Source organism: Pseudomonas citronellolis (assembly GCF_029335315.1).
GTDB classification, from domain to species: Bacteria; Pseudomonadota; Gammaproteobacteria; order Pseudomonadales; family Pseudomonadaceae; genus Pseudomonas; species Pseudomonas citronellolis_A.
Map to the genome: position 1 here is coordinate 21235 of NZ_JARJLT010000326.1, position 19050 is coordinate 40284.

The following is a 19050-nucleotide window of genomic DNA, read 5'->3' on the forward strand; positions in this document are numbered from 1 at the left end:
CGGCAGCGCGTGGCAGCCAACAGGAGGCTCCCGATGGGCAAGCAGATTCTGATAGTCGATGACTCCGCCTCGATCCGCCAGATGCTCAGCTTCACGCTGAAGTCGGCCGGCTACGACGTGGATGAGGCGGTGGATGGCAAGGATGGCCTGGGCAAGGCGCAACGCAAGGCCTACCAGCTGGTGTTCACCGACCAGAACATGCCGAACATGGACGGCCTGTCGCTGATCCGCAGCCTGCGCGACATGGGCGGCTACCGCAGCGTGCCGATCCTCATGCTCACCACCGAGTCCAGCGACGCCATGAAGCAGCAGGGCCGCAGCGCCGGCGCCACCGGCTGGCTGGTGAAGCCGTTCGACCCGCCGAAGTTGCTGGAAGTCACCCGCAAGGTTCTTCCCTGATACCCCATCGACAGCCCGCCGGCTTCGCCCGGCGGGGCATGGCCGTGCCCGCGCGCGGCCCACGGGAGAGGCAGATGAGCAAGTCCTGCGCAGTAGCGAAGCCGTGGCCTGGCCGGGCGGGAGACACGCCATGAACCCGGACATGAGCCAGTTCCTCCAGGTGTTCTTCGAGGAAACCGACGAGCACCTGGCCAGCCTGGAGCTGCTGCTGATCGGCCTGGACCTGGACGAGCCGGACGCCGAGGCGCTCAACGGCATCTTCCGCGCCGCCCACTCGATCAAGGGTTCCAGCGGCATGTTCGGCTTCGACGACATCACCGCCGTGACCCACGAGCTGGAGACCCTGCTCGACCGCATCCGCTGCGGGCAGATGGCGCCACGGGCGGAGATGATCTCGCTGTTCCTTGAAACCCGCGACCTGCTGCAGCGCCTGCTCGACGTGCAGCGCGAGCAGCGCCCGGACCCGAGCCTGCCGGTGCAGGACACCGTCGAGCGCCTGCGCGCCTGGCTGCGGGAGCCGGCCGTGGAGGCGGCGGACGACAGCTTCGGGCGGTTCGACGAGGCGCTGTCGGCGGTCCCGGTCGAGGCCGCCGGCGACGACGATTTCGGTTTCTTCGATGACGCCCCGGGTGTGCCGGGCGAGGCCGTGGCCGCCGAGCCCTTCGGCCTGTTCGACGACGCCCCCGGCGCGCCCCGGGCCGTGGCGCTGGCGCCGGTCGTCGCGCCCGAGCCGGCCAAGGCCGCGCCGGCGCCGCGTGGCGAGAGCGAATCCAGCTCGATCCGGGTCAGCGTCGAGAAGATCGACAGCCTGATCAACCTGGTGGGCGAGCTGGTGATCACCCAGGCCATGCTCGGCCAGCTCAGCGAGGAACTCGACCCCGGCCGCTACGAGCGCCTGCAGCAGGCGCTGGCGCAGCTCGAACACAACACCCGTGACCTGCAGGAATCGGTGATGTCGATCCGCATGCTGCCGATCAGCTTCATCTTCAGCCGCTTCCCGCGCCTGGTGCGCGACACCTCGCAGCGCCTGGGCAAACAGGTGGAGTTGCTGCTGCACGGCGAGCACACCGAGCTGGACAAGAGCGTCATCGAGAAGCTCAGCGACCCGCTCACGCACATCGTGCGCAACAGCATCGACCACGGCATCGAGCTCCCCGCCGAGCGCCTGGCCGCCGGCAAGCCGGCCAGCGGCACGGTGAAGCTCGCCGCCAGCCACCAGGGCGGCAGCATCGTGGTGGAAATCTCCGATGACGGTCGCGGCCTGTCCCGCGAGCGCATCCTGGCCAAGGCCCGCGAACAGGGCCTGGCGGCCCACGAGGGGATGAGCGACGCCGAGGTCTGGCAGCTGGTCTTCCTGCCCGGCTTCTCCACCGCCGAGGCGGTCACCGAGCTGTCCGGGCGCGGCGTCGGCATGGACGTGGTGCGGCGCAACATCCAGGCCATGGGCGGGCGTATCGACATCGACTCGGCGCAGGGCGTCGGCACCCGCATGAGCATCCGCCTGCCGCTGACCCTGGCGATCCTCGACGGCCTGATCGTCTCGGTGGCGCGGGTCAACTACGTGATCCCGCTGACCTACATCGTCGAATCGCTGCAGGCCCGCGCCGACGACGTGCGCGGCATGGCCGGCGACGAGGCGGCGGTGATCCGCGTGCGCGGCGAGTACCTGCCGCTGTTTTCCCTGCACGCCCTGCTGGGTGTGGCCGGCGAGCCGCTGCCACCCGAGCGCGCGATCGTCGTCATCCTCGAATCCGAGGGGCGCAGCTTCGCCCTGCAGGTGGACGAGCTGGTCGGCCAGCAGCAGGTGGTGATCAAGAGCCTGGAACAGAACTTCCGCCGGATCGACGGGATCGCCGGCGCCACCATCATGGGCGACGGCAGCGTCGCCCTGATCCTCGATGTCGATGCCCTGCCGCGCCTGGCGGCGCACGGAGAACGCCTGCATGAACAGTCCTGAAGCGAGCCCGGCCGGCGGCCTGGCCCAGGAGTACCTGACCTTCACCCTGGGCCGCGAGGAGTACGCCATCGACATCCTCCGCGTCCAGGAAATCCGCGGCTACGACCAGGTCACCGCGATCGCCAACGCCCCGGCCTTCATCAAGGGCGTGATCAACCTGCGCGGGGCGATCGTGCCGATCGTCGACCTGCGCATCAAGTTCAACCTGGCCGATGTCGGCTACGACCAGTTCACCGTGGTCATCATCCTCAACGTCGGCCGGCGCATCGTCGGCGCGGTGGTCGACTCGGTGTCCGACGTCATCGCCCTGGGCGGCGAGGAGATCAAGCCGCCGCCGGAGTTCGGCTCCAGCTTCGACAGCGAGTACCTGCTGGGCCTGGCCACGGCCGGCGAACGCATGCTGATCCTGGTGGACATCGAGAAACTCATGACCAGCCGCGAAATGGCGCTGGTCGACGAAGCCGCGGCCTGAACCGCGGCCACGCCAACAACTGACGCAGCCTGAAGCGCAGGGGACGAGAGAATGGGACTGTTCAACGCACACGCCGTGGCGCAGCAGCGCGCCGACCGTATCACCGCCGTACTCCAGTCGCTGGCCGAGGGGCGCCTCGACGCCGCCATCGGCGACGCCCCGGCGCCCGGCTACGAGCGCCTCTACGAAGGCCTGCGCGACGTACAGAAGGCGCTCCGCCAGCAGCGCGCCGAGGTCGAGCAGGTGCAGGCCCTGGAAGCCGGCCTGGCGGAGATGACCCGCCAGCACGAGGCCGGCTGGATCGACGAGGTGATCCCGGTGGCCAGGTTCGATGGCCGCCCGGCGCGCATCGCCCAGGGCATCAACGAACTGGTGGCCGCGCACATCGCCGTGAAGATGCGCGTGGTGGCCACGGTCACCGCCTACGGGCGCGGCGACTTCAGCGTCGACATGGACCGCCTGCCGGGCAAGAAGGCGCAGATCACCGAGGCCATCGACGGCGTACGCGACGCGCTCAAGGCCGCGGCCAGCGCCGCCGACTACAACGCGCGGATCAAGAGCGCGCTGGACAACGTCTCGGCCAACGTGATGATCGCCGACAACGACCTCGACATCATCTACATGAACCGCACCGTCAGCGAGATGCTCGGCCGCGCCGAGGCGGACATCCGCAAGCAGCTGCCGAACTTCAACGCCGGCAAGCTGATGGGCGCCAACATCGACGTGTTCCACAAGAACCCGGCGCACCAGCGCACCATGCTGGCGCACCTCACGGCGCCGCACAAAGCCGAGCTGAATCTCGGCGGGCGGCGTTTCGCCCTGGACGTGGTGCCGGTGTTCAACGACGCCGGCCAGCGCCTGGGCTCGGCGGTGCAATGGACCGACCGTACCGAGGAGTACCGCGCCGAACAGGAAGTCTCGCAGCTGGTCGAGGCCGCCGCCGCCGGTGACTTCAGCAAGCGCATCGAGGCGGACAACAAGGAAGGCTTCTTCCTCAAGCTGGCCAGCGGCCTGAACACGCTGGTGGACACCGCCGACAAGGGCCTCAAGGACGTCTCGCGGATGCTCGCGGCGCTGGCCCAGGGCGACCTCACCCAGCGCATCGAGGCCGACTACCAGGGCACCTTCGGCGAGCTCAAGGACTATGCCAACGACACCGCGCAGAGCCTCTCGCGCATGCTCGGGCAGATCCGCGAGGCGGCCGACACCATCGGCACCGCCGCCAGCGAGATCGCCAGCGGCAACGCCGAGCTGTCCACCCGCACCGAGCAGCAGGCTTCCAGCCTGGAGGAAACCGCGTCGAGCATGGAGGAGCTGACCAGCACCGTGAAGCTCAACGCGGAGAACGCGCGGCAGGCCAACTCGCTGGCGGTGAACGCCTCGGAAGTGGCCACCGAGGGTGGCAACGTGGTGCAGAAGGTGGTCGGCACCATGTCGGCGATCAACGACTCGGCGCGCAAGATCGCCGACATCATCGGGGTCATCGACGGCATCGCCTTCCAGACCAACATCCTCGCCCTCAACGCCGCGGTGGAAGCCGCGCGGGCCGGCGAGCAGGGCCGCGGCTTCGCCGTGGTGGCCGGCGAGGTGCGCACCCTGGCGCAGCGTTCGGCGGCGGCGGCCAAGGAGATCAAGACGCTGATCAGCGACTCGGTGGACAAGGTCGAGAGCGGCAACACCCTGGTGGCCCAGGCCGGCCAGACCATGAGCGACATCGTGGTGGCGATCAAGCGGGTGACCGACATCATGGCCGAGATCGCCGCCGCCAGCGCCGAGCAGAGCAGCGGCATCGAGGAGGTCAACGGCGCGGTGTCGCAGATGGACGAGATGACCCAGCAGAACGCCGCCCTGGTGGAGGAGGCGGCGGCCTCGGCCGAGGCCCTGCAGGAGCAGGCCGGGATGCTCAACCAGTCGGTGGCGGTGTTCAAGCTCGACGGCCATGCCAGCGTGGTGCAGCTGCCGACCCCGCGTTCGATCCCGGTCGCCGCCGCGCAACCGCTATCGCGCGCCGCGCGCGGGCTGGCCAAGGTGGCGAAGGCGAAGAAGGACGAGGACTGGGAGGAGTTCTGAGGCGCGCGAGAACGTCGCTGGGCCCCCGCGTTCGCGGGGGTGACGGGATCGGGCGCGGAGTTCCCGGTGTCATCCCCGCGGATGCGGGGACCCAGTGCCTTTCCCCCGTCCGGGCCTGGCAAAGGTAAGCAAGCATGAGCGGTATCAGCCTGCCGGTTCCCGGCGGCCACGAGTTCCTCTACACCAGCCGCGACTTCCAGCAGGTGCGCCGGCTGCTCTACGGGCGCACCGGCATCAGCCTGTCCGAGAGCAAGGAGCAGATGGTCTACAGCCGTCTGTCGCGGCGCCTGCGCAGCCTGCAGCTGCGCAGCTTCGCGGAGTACTTCGGCTACCTGGAAGGGCACGCCGAGGAGTGGCAGCAGTTCGTCAACGCGCTGACCACCAACCTCACCGCCTTCTTCCGCGAGCGCCACCATTTCCAGGCCCTGGCCGAACTGGCCGCGCGCCAGGCGCGCGGGCACCGGCCGCTGCGTTTCTGGTCGGCGGCTTCGAGCACCGGCGAGGAGCCCTACTCCATGGCCATGAGCCTGGTGGAGACGCTGGGCTTCGACGCGCCGGTGCGCATCCTCGCCTCGGACATCGACACCGGCGTGCTGGAAACCGCCGAGCGCGGCGTCTACCCGCTCGACCGGGTGGACGCGCTGAGCCTGGCGCAGAAGCAGCGCTTCCTGCTGCGCGGCAAGGGTGCCAACGCCGGCAAGGTGCGGGTGGTGGAGGAGCTGCGGCGGCTGATCGAGTTCCGCCAGATCAACCTGCTGGACAGCGCCTGGGGCGTGCCCGGCGACCTGGACGCGATCTTCTGCCGCAACGTGATGATCTACTTCGACAAGCCGACCCAGACCCGCCTGCTCGAACGCATGGTGCGCCTGCTGCGCCCCGGCGGGCTGTTCTTCGCCGGGCACTCGGAAAGCTTCGTCCACGCCGGCCACCTGGTGCGCCCGGTGGGGCGCAGCACCTACCAGGCGGTGGGCGCCTGATATGGCCGCGGCGCAGCAGCTCAACCGCTACCAGGACCCGCGCTTCGGCTGCGAGGCGATCAAGCTGCTGCCCGGCGAATGCTTCGCCACCCGCGACGAGCTGCTGCTGGTCACCGTGCTCGGTTCCTGTGTCTCGGTGTGCCTGTACGACAGCCAGGGCGGCCTGGGCGGGATGAACCACTTCATGCTGCCCGGCGACGGCGGCGGCAACGCCCTGCTGTCCAGCTCGGCGCGCTACGGCGTGCACGCCATGGACCTGCTGATCAGCCAGCTGGTGCGCCTGGGCGGCCAGCGCCGGCACTTCCAGGCCAAGGTCTTCGGCGGCGGCTCGGTGCTGCGCCAGCTGAGCGCCGACGTCGGCCAGCGCAACGTCGATTTCGTCCTCGGCTACCTCGCCACCGAGGGCATCCCGGTGGTGGCCAGCGACCTGCTCGACGTCTACCCGCGCAAGCTCTACTTCTTCCCCGCCAGCGGCCGCGTACTGCTACGCAAGCTGCACGTGCTGGACAACGACACCGTGCTGGCGCGCGAGAGCGACTACCGCCGCCGGCTCTCCGGGCGCGCCCGCGACGGCGGCGTGGATCTCTTCTGACAGGAGGTGCGGCATGCCGCTGAAGGTACTGGTGGTCGACGACTCGGCGCTGATCCGCAGCCTGCTCAAGGAGATCATCCAGGCCGACCCCGAGCTGCAGTGGGTCGGTGGCGCGCCGGACGCCTTCGTCGCCCGCGACCTGATCAAGCAGCACGCCCCCGACGTGCTGACCCTGGACGTGGAAATGCCGCGCATGGACGGCCTGACCTTCCTCGACAAGCTGATGAAGGGCCGGCCGACCCCGGTGCTGATGGTGTCCTCGCTGACCGAAAAAGGCTCGGAGGCGACCCTGCGCGCCCTCGAACTGGGCGCCGTGGACTTCGTCGCCAAGCCGCGCCTGGGCATCGCCGAGGGCATGCACGCGTACGCCGAGGAAATCCGCGCCAAGCTCAAGGTCGCCGCCCGCGCGCGGGTCGGCCAGCGCCGCGCGCCGGCCACGGCGGGCGCCGCGCTGGGGCCGCTGCTGAGCACCGAGAAGGTGATCGCCATCGGCGCCTCCACCGGCGGCACCGAGGCGATCAAGGAAGTGCTCATGGGCCTGCCGCCGGACTGCCCCGGCACCGTGGTCACCCTGCATATGCCGCCGGGCTTCACCCGCTCCTACGCCGAGCGGTTGAACCGGCAGACGCGGCTGAACGTCGCCGAGGCCCGCGACGGCGACCGCATCCTCCCCGGCCATGTGCTCATCGCTCCCGGCGACTACCACCTGCTGGTCGAGCGCAGCGGCGCCAACTACGTCGCGCGGCTGAGCCACGAGCCGGCGGTCAACGGCCATCGCCCGGCGGTGGACGTGATGTTCGACTCCCTGGCCCGTTGCGCCGGGCGCAACCTGCTGGCGGCGCTGCTCACCGGCATGGGCAAGGACGGCGCCCGCGGCCTGCTCGGCATCCGCCAGGCCGGCGGCTTCACCCTGGCCCAGGACCAGGACAGCTGCGTGGTCTACGGCATGCCCCGCGAGGCGGTGGAACTGGGCGCCGCGCAGACCGTACTGCCGCTGGCCGAGATCGCTTCTTGCATGCTCCAGCAGCTTCGACGTAGCGGAGCGGGAAATCGCGTCTAGACTTCGCCGTGCGAATGGCGTCAAAAATATGGCATATAGCCACTAATATGCGTTGCCTGTGAACTGGCACGCCTGCACAATTGCGCTTTCGCCAAAGGAACGACACTTGTCCGGCGAACGAGATTTCTGGGGAAAGCCATGGCGGCACGTTGGGGGTTGCGCGGCAAATCGGTAGTAGCGCTGTTGTTGGCCTGCGTTCTGGCGTTGGTTCCCGCAGTGTTGCTGGGCTGGAAGGCGATGGAGGACATCCGTACGCACTTCGGCCTGGCCTACGCGAAGAATTTCACCCTGCTCAACCAGCAGAAGATCCTTGCCCCGGTGATTCGCGAGCTGTCGCTGTCGCGACGCCTGGCCGAATCGGTGGTGACCCAGGACTGGTTGCTCGAGGAGAGCAACTCGGAGCGCCGCACGCGCTTCTTCCGCGAGGCCGACGGCTACCGCGGCGACCAGGGCGAGTATTCCTACTTCGTCATCGTCGACTCGTCGCTGCACTACTACTTCAACGACTCCACCTCGCCGCTGTCCAACGCGCCGCGCTACACCCTGAGTCGCGAAGACCCGCAGGACGCCTGGTACTTCGCGACCATGGCCAGCGACAAGCCGTACAACATCAACGTCAACTACGACGCCAAGCTGCGCGCCACCAAGGTCTGGTTCAACGTCCAGGTCATCGCCGGCAACCGCAAGGTCGGCCTGGCCGGCGGCGGGCTCGACCTGACCGCCTTCCTCGACCAGTTCATCTCGCGCCGCGAAGCTGGCGTGACGCCGATGATCGTCGACGCCGACGGCGCCATCCAGGCGCACCCGGACCGCTCGCTGATCGCGCTGAGCTCCGGCGCCGGCACCAGCGCCAACGCCGGCCACCAGATCTTCGACCTGCTCGGCAATGACGAAGAGCGCAAGGGCCTGCGCCAGGTGCTCGACGACGCCCAGGCCAACCCCGGCGAAGTGCGTACCTTCTGGGGCACCCTCGACGGCAAGCGCCAGTTGCTGGCCACCGCCTACATTCCCGAGTTGCGCTGGCACGTGCTCAGCGCGGTCGACCTGCACGCCGCGCAGGTCCTCGACAGCCGCTGGATCTGGCCGCTGGTGGGCACCCTGCTGGGCCTGCTGGCGCTGCTCCTGCTGGGCTTCGCCTACACCGTCGAGCTGCTGCTGCTCAAGCCGCTGCGCGGCCTGCGCCAGTCGGCCAAGGCGATCGCCGCCGGGCAGTACGACAATCCGCTGCCGAAGTCGCGCGGTGACGAGATCGGCGAGCTGTCGGATGCCTTCGCCAGCATGGCCGACCAGGTCCGCCGGCACACCGAGGACCTGGAGGACAAGGTGCTCCAGCGCACCCACGCGCTGGAACAGGCCAACCGCGAGATGGCCGCGGCGCAGAAGAAGATCGGCGACTCCATCGACTACGCCAGCCTGATCCAGCGCGCCATCCTCCCCGATCGCCAGCTGCAGTCCTCCCTCGGCCAGCACCACTTCGTGCTGTGGAAGCCGCGCGACGTGGTTGGCGGTGACTTCTACATCTATCGCGAGGGCGGCGAAGACAGCCTGATCGGGGTGGTCGACTGCGCCGGCCACGGCGTGCCCGGCGCGCTCATGACCATGCTCGCGCTGGCCGCCATCGACCACGCCATCGACAGCGTGCAGGGCCACGACCCTGCGGCAATCCTGCGCGAGACGGACCAGGTGATTCGCGGCATGATCGGCCAGGAACAGGCGACCCAGGCCCTGGCCACCAACATGGACGCCGGCTTCGTGCGGGTGGACCACGGTCGCCGGCGCCTGCATTTCGCCGGCGCGAAAATCTCGCTGTTCGCCAGCAACGGCGACGAGGTTCGCGAATTCAAGGGCGGTCGCCGCGCCATCGGCGACAAACGCCAGGGCGAATACGAGAATATCGAGCTGCCGTTGGAGCCCGGCTGGACCTTCTACCTGTGCACCGACGGTTTCCTCGACCAGGCGGGCGGCGAGCACGGCTTCGGTTTCGGCAACAGCCGCTTCGCCGAACTGTTGAGGCGCCATTCACGCTTGCCATTGGCCGAGCAGGCGCGCGTATTTGCCGCTACCCTGGCCGACTATCAAGGCGAGCGGCCGCAGCGCGACGACATCACCATTCTGTCCTTCCGATTCGAGTAGGAGTACGCCATGGAAACACTAGACCTGTTGGCCATGCGTGAGAGCTACACCCGACAACGCATCCTGCTGTGCTTCAACGGCCCGATCTCGCGCAGCCTGATCGAGGAGATCGGCCATGCCCTGCGCAACTACATGCAGGCCGAGCAGGCGCACCCCAGCGAGGCCATGGACGTCTTCGCCGTGTACATCGAGATGACCCAGAACATCCGCCACTACGCCACCCAGCGCGGCTACGGCGAGCAGGACGCCTCGGCCACCGTGGCCATCGCCCGCGACGACGACGGCCACTACGTGGTCTCCGCCGGCAACCTGGTGGAGCTGGAGGACGGACGCTCGCTGGTACGCAGCATCGAAGGCATCGCCGGGCTCGACAAGGCCCAGCTCAAGGTCGCCTACAAGGAGCAGCTGCGTCGCCCGCGCGATTCGGAAGCCAGCAGCGGCGCCGGCCTCGGCCTGCTGGACATCGCCCGCAAGTCCAGCGCGCCGCTGCAGACATCCCTTACCGAACAACCCGATGGGCGCGCCTTCTTCAGCCTGCGCGCCGTGATCTGACCACGTGTTTCAGGAATACCAAGGTATGAGTGACCTACACATCAGCGGCACCCAGTCCACTCCGTCGATCCACTGTGACTGGCAGGCCGGCGTCCTTGCCATGCAAGGCGACTCCTATCCCGAGAACTCCTACGAACTCTTCGGCCAGGTGATCGAATGGGTGGAGCGCTTCCTCGCCCAGGAGTCGCGCCCGCTCGTTCTCGACCTGCGTCTGCTATACCTCAATACCAGTTCGATCAAGGCCATGATGGACATCTTCGACCTGCTCGAAGAGGCCCATGCGAACGGCCGCGAGACGCGGGTGAGCTGGCACTACGACCGACGCAACGAGCGCGTCGCCGAGCTGGCCGAGGAGTTCCGCGAGGACTGCACCTTCCCCTTCGTCATCCAGCCGTACGACGAGTGACGCCATGAACAGCGAACGCGAGCTGGACCTGCTGATCGAAGAGCTGCTGGCCGACCCGCAGTACCTCGACCATCCGCTGCGCGAGGCGCTGTTCCTCAAGCACCAGCAGTCCATGGACCAGCTCGCCCGCCTGGAGCGCATCGCGCGGATATCCGACGGCTTCCAGTCGATGGCGCGGGCGCAGAACTCCACGCTCTCGGAGCGCTACCACAAGCAGTTGCGCCAGCTGGAGAAGGTCGCGCGCATCTCCGACCGCTACCAGGACATGATGCGCGATCTCAACGTGGCGCTGAAGGAAGCCTCGACCCACGACCCGCTGACCGGCATCGGCAACCGCCGCCTGCTGATGGAACGGCTGCGCGAGGAGAGCGAGCGCGCCCAGCGCCACGGCAAGGCGTACGTGTTGGTGATCCTCGACATCGACCACTTCAAGCAGGTCAATGACACCTGGGGCCACGAGGTCGGCGACCGTGTGCTGGTGGAGATCGGCTGCACCATGCAGGCCGCGCTGCGTCAGTACGACCTGTGCGGGCGCTGGGGCGGCGAGGAGTTCCTCCTGCTGCTGCCGGAAACCTCGATGGCCGACGCCAGCCAGGTGATCGACCGGGTCCGCCAGGACATCCGCTCGTTGGCGGTGCGCGTGGGCACCGACGCGCTGTCGGTGACCGCCAGCTTCGGCGTCGCCGAATACCGCCTGGGCGAAAGCTACTCGCAAACCCTCAGCCGCGCCGACGCGGCGCTGCTGGAAGCCAAGCGCAGCGGCCGCGACAAGTGCGTGAGCAACCCCAATACCGCCGAGGCGTGAGCCGCTACCCCCGAAGCGTCCGGCGGCGTAGGGCGAATAACGCCTCGGGCGTTATCCGCCGTCAGCTTCCGCGCCAGAGTCATCGGCGCATAACCGCGAACGGTTATGCGCCCTACGTCATGGCGCCAACCGATGCCCCAAAGCCCCCGGCGTTATCAGGCCCGCGGCACGCGCAGGAACGCCGTAGGAGCGGGCCACGCTCGCGAATCGCGCGCATGGCGCGCTCCTGCGGGTGCTGTCAGACCCTGACGCTGGCGAACGTCGACTCGCCCTGGGCCTGGCTCAACGCCGAGATGGCCGAGGAGTGCGGCATCAGCGCGAGGTCCTGCGGGATCGGCATCACCATCACCGGCTGGCCGATCGGCTGGCCCTGGCGCTCGTCGCGCGGCGGGATGCCGAAGTATTCGCGGTAGCACTTGGAGAAGTGCGGGGTGGAAACGAAGCCGCACACCGAGGCCACTTCGATGATCGACATGGACGTCTGCTTGAGCAGCTGGCGCGCGCGGATCAGGCGCAGCTTCAGGTAGTAGCGCGACGGCGAGCAGTGCAGGTACTTCTGGAACAGCCGCTCGAGCTGGCGCCGCGAGACGTTGACATAGACCGCCAGTTCGTCGAGGTCGATCGGCTCCTCGAGGTTGGCTTCCATCAGCGCGACGATTTCCTGCAGCTTCGGCTGATTGGTGCCGAGCATGTGCTTGAGCGGCACGCGCTGGTGGTCCTGCTCGTTGCGGATGCGCTCGTAGATGAACATCTCGGAGATCGCCGCCGACAGCTCGCGGCCGTGCTCGCGGCCGATCAGGTGCAGCATCATGTCCATCGGCGCGGTGCCGCCGGAGGAGGTGTAGCGGTTGCGGTCGATGGAGAACAGGCGGGTGCTCATGGCCACGCGCGGGAAGGCTTCCTGCATCGCCGCCAGGCATTCCCAGTGCACGCTGCAGTCGTAGCCGTCGAGCAGGCCGGCGCGGGCCAGCGCCCAGCTGCCGGTGCACACCGCTCCGAGGCGGCGGCCGAGGCGGGCCTGGGCCTGCAGGAAGCTGACGTGCTCGCGGGTGACGCTGCGCTGGATGGCGACGCCGCCGACCACGATCAGCGTGTCCATCGCCGGGGCGCTGTCGGCGCCGGCGTCGGGGGTGATCTGCAGGCCGTCGCTGGCCCATACCTGGCGGCCGTCGAGACTGAGGGTGTGCCAGCGGTACAGCTCGCGACCGGAGAGCTGGTTGGCCATGCGCAGCGGTTCCACCGCCGAGGCCAGGGAGATCAGGGTGAAGTTGTCCAGCAGCAGGAAGCCGATGGACTGCGGAGCTCGGTTTTGCGGGGGAACTCCGGGGTTGAAAGCATTCATGATGCTCGATCTCCTCACGCTGGACACGGTGGCTCCCGGGAGAGCCTTCTTATGATTGTTCTGGGTCTTCGGGTGACCACGCGGTCACCTGCGATCGCTCTTTGAGCAAGAGCAAGGCAAATGCCATGCCTATGTTGATTGTGCGTTCAATAAAAAAAGGAAACGACCGTCCTACGGCGCTTTTGGAACCCCGGATGCGACACCTGGAATGTCGCTAACGCCTATGGCTAGTGGCCCCTGGGGATTTCGGTAGCACTCGCCGGGGCCTGGCGACGGACGGGCATGTTCGGAAAGTAACGCTTGCCGGAGCGGCCCCCGGACGGAACGGCGCTGCGCCAAAAGGTGGCAGCGGCGCCTTCCGCCGGGCGATTTCGGGTCAGCACTCGATGCTGCTGACCGCCAGGCCCCCGCGCGAGGTTTCCTTGTACTTGTCGTGCATGTCGGCGCCGGTGTCGCGCATGGTGCGGATCACCTGGTCGAGGCTGATGAAGTGCTGGCCGTCGCCGCGCAGGGCCATCTGCGCGGCGTTGATGGCCTTCACCGCGGCGATCGCGTTGCGCTCGATGCAGGGCACCTGGACCAGCCCGCCGACCGGGTCGCAGGTCAGCCCGAGGTTGTGCTCCAGGCCGATCTCGGCGGCGTTCTCGACCTGTTCCGGGGTGGCCCCGAGCACCTCCGCCAGGCCGGCGGCGGCCATGGCGCAGGCCGAGCCGACCTCGCCCTGGCAGCCCACTTCGGCGCCGGAGATCGAGGCGTTCTTCTTGCACAGGATGCCCACCGCGGCGGCGGCCAGGAAGAAGTCCACCACGTCGCGGTCGTTGGCGTCGGGGTTGAAGCGCATGTAGTAGTGCAGCACCGCCGGGACGATGCCGGCCGCGCCGTTGGTGGGCGCGGTGACCATGCGCCCGCCGGCGGCGTTTTCCTCGTTCACCGCCAGGGCGAACAGGTTGACCCACTCCATGGCGCTGAGGGTCGAGCCGATCACGTTGGGCTTGCCGATCTCCAGCAGGTTGCGGTGCAGGCGCGCGGCGCGGCGCTGCACGTTGAGCCCGCCGGGGAGGATGCCTTCCTGGCGCAGGCCGGCGTCCACGCAGTCGCGCATGGCCTGCCAGATGCGCAGCAGGCCTTCGCGGATGTCGGTTTCGCTGCGCCACATGCGCTCGTTGGCCAGCATCAGCTCGGAGACCCGAAGGTTGTGCCGGCGGCACAGCTGCAGCAGCTCGGCGGCGCTGTCGAAGTCGTAGGGCAGGCGCGTGCTGTCCTGGTCGAGGGAACCGGAGGCGGCCTGCTCGGCGTCGACCACGAAGCCGCCGCCGATGGAGTAGTAGGTGTCCGCGTAGAGTTCGGCGCCGCCCGCGTAGGCCACCAGGCGCATGGCGTTGGGGTGGTAGGGCAGGTTCTCGTCGAGCAGGCGCATGTCGCGCACCCAGTCGAAGGCGATGCCGCGCTCGCCGGCCAGGCGCAGCTCGCCGCTGTCGAGCAGGGCGGCCATGCGCGGGGCGATCTGGGTCGGGTCGATGCGGTCCGGCCATTCGCCCATCAGGCCCATGATCACCGCGCGGTCGGTGCCGTGGCCGACGCCGGTGGCCGACAGCGAGCCGTAGAGCCGCACCTCGACGCGCTCGACGCGCTCCAGCAGCTGGCGTTCGCGCAGGGCGCCGACGAACAGCGCGGCGGCGCGCATCGGGCCGACGGTATGCGAGCTGGACGGGCCGATACCGATCTTGAACAGGTCGAACACACTGATTGCCATGCCGGACTCCGCGAAACAGGACGCTGCGACGGAACGCCCGCGGCGTTCCCGATGCCCGGCATGATCGACCCTTCGCCGGCACTGGCGGGGTCCGGCACCGACTCGGCCTTATCCAAAAGCGCCGTCGCCTGCGACAGCCGAAAATACGTCGATGGAAATGTCGCCAATGCGACAAATAGATACGGATATGGGACTTTATCGATAGGCAACGTCAATCAGTCGACAGGCCCGTGTTGCGGGGTGTTTCATGATGCACAGGCGACGAACGGCACTCCGTTCCCGCCCGACCCCGCGCTTGACCCCTTCCCGTAATTGCTAGAGGCTGACCTCATGAAGTGTTTTATGTTGTCGCTGTTGGCGTTACCCGCTCTTTGTTCCGGCCTGGCTCAGGCCGCAGAACCGCAATCCTGCTCCCAGGTCCGCTTCGCCGACGTCGGCTGGACGGACATCACCGTCACCACCGCCGTCACCCGCCTGCTGCTGAGCGACCAGGGCTACCACACCAAGGTCGACCGGCTCTCCGTTCCCGACACCTACAAGGCCATGGCCGAGAAGCGCATCGACGTGTTCCTCGGCAACTGGATGCCGAGCATGGCCGCCGACCTCAAGCCGTTCGCCGACAAGGGCCAGGTGCAGACCGTGGGCGCCAACCTCGAAGGCGCCAAGTACACCCTCGCGGTGCCCCAGTACGCCTATGACGCCGGCCTCAAGAGCTTCGCCGACATCGCCAGGTTCAAGGAGCAGCTGGGCGGGCGCATCTACGGCATCGAGCCGGGCAACGACGGTAACCAGCTGATCAAGAAGATCATCGCCGACAAGGCCTTCGGCCTCGGCGACTTCCAGCTGGTGGAGTCCAGCGAGGGCGACATGCTCGCCTCGGTCAAGCGCGCCGGCGTGCTCAAGCAGCCCATCGTGTTCCTCGGCTGGGAGCCGCACCCGATGAACACCCGCCTGCAGATGCGCTACCTGGAAGGCGGCGACCAGTACTTCGGGCCGAACTATGGCGGGGCCACGGTCTACACCAACGTCAGGGCCGGCTATCTTGAGGAGTGCCCGAACGTCGCGCAGCTGCTGCGCAATCTGAAATTCGACCTGGCCATGGAGAACCACCTGATGGATGCGGTCCTCAATGAACGGAGCAATCCGCGCCAGGCCGCCAAGGACTGGTTGCAGGCCAATCCGCAGGTGCGCGACGCCTGGCTCAAAGGTGTGCAACCACGCGCCCAGGCCGAACCCAAGGCCGTCGTCCAGCAGTGAGGACGGGCTCTGGCAGGCGCCGGAACAGGGCTGCGGAACTGGATGCGACACCCCTGGTGCTGAATGCGACTTCGCCTGCACTGGTTGCGACGCACCCCGTATGCGGCGGATTTTTCCTGTTCCATGATCGGTTCCGCATCGACGAAGAAAGGGCCCGTGGCACCCCGCCGCGGCCCCACCTAAAAACCCACGCAGATCGCCCCACCCCGCAGAGGAGTACGCTCATGAAAGGTTGCAAGTCTTTGCTGCTGGCTGTGTCCCTGAGTGCGCCGCTGGTGGTTCAGGCCGCTGAACCTGAGTCGTGCGGCACCGTTCGCTTCTCGGACGTCGGCTGGACCGACATTACCGTGACCACCGCGACCACCCGCCAGGTGCTGGAATCGCTTGGCTACACCACCAAAGTGAACATGCTGTCCGTGCCGGTGACCTACAAGTCGCTGGAGAATAAGGACCTCGACGTCTTCCTCGGCAACTGGATGCCGAGCATGGCGAACGACATCAAACCCTACGCCGACAAGGGCTCGGTGGAGACCGTGCGGGCCAACCTGGAGGGCGCCAAGTACACCCTGGCGGTCACCCAGGCGGCTTACGACGGTGGCCTGAAGAGCTTCGCCGACATCGTCAAGTTCGCCGACAAGCTCGATGGCAAGATCTACGGCATCGAACCGGGCAACGACGGCAACCGTCTGGTCCAGGGGATGATCGACAAGAACCAGTTCAACCTCGGCAAGTTCAAGCTGGTGGAGTCGAGCGAGGCCGGGATGCTGTCCCAGGTCGGCCGCGCCGACCGTCGCAACCAGTGGATCGTGTTCCTCGGCTGGGAACCGCACCCGATGAACACCCGCTTCAAGATGCAGTACCTGCAGGGCGGCGACGACGTGTTCGGCCCCAACTACGGCGGCGCGACCATCTACACCAACGTGCGCAAGGGCTACACCCAGGAGTGCCCGAACGTCGGCAAGTTGTTGACCAACCTGAGCTTCACGCTGGACATGGAGAACAAGCTCATGGATGCGGTGCTCAACGGGGGCAAGAAGCCCGAGGAGGCCGCCAAGGCCTGGCTGAAGGAGCACCCGGAACTGCTGGATGCCTGGCTGGCAGGCGTCACCACGCGTGACGGCAAGCCGGCGCTCGACGCGGCCAAGGTCGCTTTCGCCAAGTGACCGCGGCCGGTTGCTTCCACCCTGCTTGATGGGCCCGCACTATGTTTCTGACTGAACACAAGATCCCCCTGGGCGAGCATATCGCCGCCTTCGTCGATTGGCTGACGCGCCACGGTTCGGCAGTCTTCGACAAGATCTCGGATGTCCTCGAGTTCCTCATCCACGGCGTCACCGGGGGGCTCTTGTGGTTCCACCCGCTGCTGCTCACCGCGATCATCGTGGGGCTGGTGCACTTCATCCAGCGCAGCATCGGTCTGACGTTGTTCGCCCTGGCCTCGCTGTTGCTGATCCTCAACCTGGGGTATTGGCAGGAGACCATGGAGACCCTGGCCCAGGTGATCTTCGCCACCCTGGTGTGCGTCGCCATCGGTGTCCCGCTGGGCATCGTGGCGGCGCACAAGCCCTGGTTCTACACCGCGCTGCGGCCGTTGCTCGACCTGATGCAGACGGTGCCGACCTTCGTCTACCTGATCCCCACCCTGACGCTGTTCGGCCTGGGTGTGGTGCCGGGCCTGATTTCCACGGTGATCTTCGCCATCGCCGCGCCCATCCGCCTGACCTGCCTGGGTATCCAGGACGTGCCGGCGGAACTGATGGACGCCGGCAAGGCCTTCGGCTGCTCGCGCTGGCAGCTGCTGACGCGCATCGAACTGCCGCACGCCATGCCCAGCATCGGCGCCGGCATCACCCAGTGCATCATGCTCTCGCTGTCGATGGTGGTGATCTCCGCGCTGGTCGGCGCCGATGGCCTCGGCAAGCCGGTGGTCAACGCGCTGAACACCGCGGACATTTCCCTGGGCTTCGAAGCCGGGCTGTCCATCGTACTGCTCGCCATCCTGCTCGACCGGGTTTGCAAGCAACGCTCGCTGCGGGGGAGGTAAGCACTATGTCAGCGATTCGTTTCGAACACGTGGATGTGATCTTCGGCACCCACACCAAGGAGGCCATCAAGCTGCTCGACCAGGGCATGGGCCGCGAGGAAATCCTCAAGCGCACCGGCCAGGTGCTGGGTGTCGAGGACGCCTGCCTGGACGTCAACCGCGGCGAGATCTGCGTGATGATGGGGCTCTCCGGCTCCGGCAAGTCGAGCCTGCTGCGCTGCATCAACGGCCTCAACCGGGTCAGCCGCGGCAAGCTGCTGATCGAGCACGAAGGCCAGGAAGTGGACATCGCCAGCTGCTCGCCGGCGACCCTGAAGACCATGCGCACCAAGCGCATCGCCATGGTCTTCCAGAAGTTCGCCCTGATGCCCTGGCTGACCGTGGCCGAGAACATCGGCTTCGGCCTGGAAATGCAGGGCCGCCCGGTCAACGAGCGGAAGAAGGTGATCGACGAGAAGCTCGAACTGGTGGGCCTGACGCAGTGGCGCGACAAACGCCCGGACTCGCTCTCCGGCGGCATGCAGCAACGCGTCGGCCTGGCCCGCGCGCTGGCCATGGACGGCGACATCCTGCTGATGGACGAACCCTTCTCGGCGCTCGACCCGCTGATCCGCCAGCAGCTGCAGGACGAACTGCTGGTGCTGCAGCGCAAGCTGCACAAGACCATCGTGTTCGTCAGCCATGACCTCGACGAGGCGCTGAAGATCGGCACCCGCATCGCGATCATGAAGGACGGCCGGATCATCCAGCACGGCAAGCCCGAGGAGATCGTGCTGAGCCCTGCGGACGAATACGTGCGCACCTTCGTCGCCCACACCAACCCGCTCAACGTGCTCTGCGGTTCGAGCCTGATGCGCGGCCTCGACCAGTGCCGCCGGCAGGCCGACGAGGTGTGCTTCGACCAGGGCCGCGACTGCTGGATCGGCCTCACCGACGGCAACCAGGTGAAGACCGCGCGGCAGGGCAGCAACATCATCGACCTGCAGCAATGGCGGCCGGGCGACGCGGTGGAGAAGCTCAAGCACGAGCCGACCCTGGTGGACGTCAGCATCCGCATGCGCGACGCGCTGCAGATCCGCTACCAGACCGGGCACAAGCTGGTGCTGCAGGAACAGAACCGCGTGGTCGGGGTGCTCGGCGACAGCGAGCTGTACCACGCGCTGCTGGGCAAGAACCTGGGCTGACGGGGCCGAGGACACGCAAACGCCGGGCATTGCCCGGCGTTTTCGTT

Annotated in this window: 17 protein-coding genes; 15 read left to right on the top strand and 2 right to left on the bottom strand. The window is 67.5% G+C overall.

The annotated features are described in order from the left end of the window. Positions 1–33: 33 nt before the first annotated feature. From P3W75_RS24330 to siaD, 11 genes are all read left to right on the top strand, one after another. On the top strand, positions 34–399 hold the full coding sequence (locus P3W75_RS24330; RefSeq protein ID WP_276229874.1) for a response regulator: 366 nt from the start codon (positions 34–36) through the stop codon (positions 397–399). Positions 400–529: 130 nt separating this feature from the next. After that, positions 530–2356 (top strand): chemotaxis protein CheA, encoded by a 1827-nt coding sequence (locus tag P3W75_RS24335; protein ID WP_276229875.1) that lies wholly within the window; start codon positions 530–532, stop codon positions 2354–2356. Next, positions 2343–2828 (top strand): chemotaxis protein CheW, encoded by a 486-nt coding sequence (locus tag P3W75_RS24340; protein ID WP_276229876.1) that lies wholly within the window; start codon positions 2343–2345, stop codon positions 2826–2828. The genes P3W75_RS24335 and P3W75_RS24340 overlap by 14 nt, the downstream gene beginning before the upstream one ends. A gap of 51 nt (positions 2829–2879) precedes the next feature. Continuing rightward, positions 2880–4898 (top strand): methyl-accepting chemotaxis protein, encoded by a 2019-nt coding sequence (locus P3W75_RS24345; RefSeq protein ID WP_276229877.1) that lies wholly within the window; start codon positions 2880–2882, stop codon positions 4896–4898. Between the two features lie 134 nt (positions 4899–5032). Then, a complete protein-coding gene (locus tag P3W75_RS24350; protein WP_276229878.1) occupies positions 5033–5875 on the top strand; it encodes a CheR family methyltransferase in 843 nt (280 codons plus the stop codon). A 1-nt stretch (position 5876) separates the two neighbouring features. Next, positions 5877–6467: a chemoreceptor glutamine deamidase CheD gene (gene cheD, locus P3W75_RS24355; protein ID WP_276229879.1), complete on the top strand. Its 591-nt coding sequence runs from the start codon at positions 5877–5879 to the stop codon at positions 6465–6467. 13 nt (positions 6468–6480) lie between these two features. Continuing rightward, on the top strand, positions 6481–7527 hold the full coding sequence (locus P3W75_RS24360) for a protein-glutamate methylesterase/protein-glutamine glutaminase (protein ID WP_276229880.1): 1047 nt from the start codon (positions 6481–6483) through the stop codon (positions 7525–7527). Between the two features lie 138 nt (positions 7528–7665). Continuing rightward, entirely contained in the window at positions 7666–9660 is a 1995-nt protein-coding gene (gene siaA / locus P3W75_RS24365) for a biofilm regulation protein phosphatase SiaA (RefSeq protein WP_276229881.1), read from the top strand. 9 nt (positions 9661–9669) lie between these two features. Continuing rightward, positions 9670–10212 (top strand): biofilm regulation protein kinase SiaB, encoded by a 543-nt coding sequence (gene siaB, locus P3W75_RS24370; protein WP_276229882.1) that lies wholly within the window; start codon positions 9670–9672, stop codon positions 10210–10212. A 25-nt stretch (positions 10213–10237) separates the two neighbouring features. Then, positions 10238–10618 (top strand): biofilm regulation phosphoprotein SiaC, encoded by a 381-nt coding sequence (gene siaC, locus P3W75_RS24375; protein WP_276229883.1) that lies wholly within the window; start codon positions 10238–10240, stop codon positions 10616–10618. 4 nt (positions 10619–10622) lie between these two features. Beyond that, a complete protein-coding gene (gene siaD / locus P3W75_RS24380; protein WP_276229884.1) occupies positions 10623–11423 on the top strand; it encodes a biofilm regulation diguanylate cyclase SiaD in 801 nt (266 codons plus the stop codon). A 238-nt stretch (positions 11424–11661) separates the two neighbouring features. On the opposite strand, the gene P3W75_RS24385 is transcribed toward siaD, so the two are convergent. Next, complete coding sequence (locus P3W75_RS24385) at positions 11662–12765, bottom strand: GlxA family transcriptional regulator (protein WP_276229885.1); 1104 nt, start codon at positions 12763–12765, stop codon at positions 11662–11664. Between the two features lie 376 nt (positions 12766–13141). Further along, on the bottom strand, positions 13142–14518 hold the full coding sequence (locus P3W75_RS24390) for an L-serine ammonia-lyase (protein ID WP_276229886.1): 1377 nt from the start codon (positions 14516–14518) through the stop codon (positions 13142–13144). A 342-nt stretch (positions 14519–14860) separates the two neighbouring features. On the opposite strand from P3W75_RS24390, the gene P3W75_RS24395 reads away from it, so the two are divergent. The 4 genes from P3W75_RS24395 (at position 14861) to choV (ending at position 19003) form a co-directional block, all read left to right on the top strand. Beyond that, entirely contained in the window at positions 14861–15775 is a 915-nt protein-coding gene (locus P3W75_RS24395; protein WP_276229887.1) for a choline ABC transporter substrate-binding protein, read from the top strand. A gap of 224 nt (positions 15776–15999) precedes the next feature. Continuing rightward, positions 16000–16938, top strand: coding sequence for a choline ABC transporter substrate-binding protein (locus P3W75_RS24400; RefSeq protein WP_276229888.1), 939 nt, complete (start codon positions 16000–16002; stop codon positions 16936–16938). A 41-nt stretch (positions 16939–16979) separates the two neighbouring features. Continuing rightward, positions 16980–17819 carry a choline ABC transporter permease subunit gene (gene choW, locus P3W75_RS24405; protein WP_276229889.1) on the top strand — a complete coding sequence of 280 codons (840 nt, stop codon included), beginning with the start codon at positions 16980–16982 and terminating at the stop codon, positions 17817–17819. A 5-nt stretch (positions 17820–17824) separates the two neighbouring features. Beyond that, positions 17825–19003 (top strand): choline ABC transporter ATP-binding protein, encoded by a 1179-nt coding sequence (gene choV / locus P3W75_RS24410; RefSeq protein ID WP_276229890.1) that lies wholly within the window; start codon positions 17825–17827, stop codon positions 19001–19003. Positions 19004–19050: the final 47 nt, after the last annotated feature.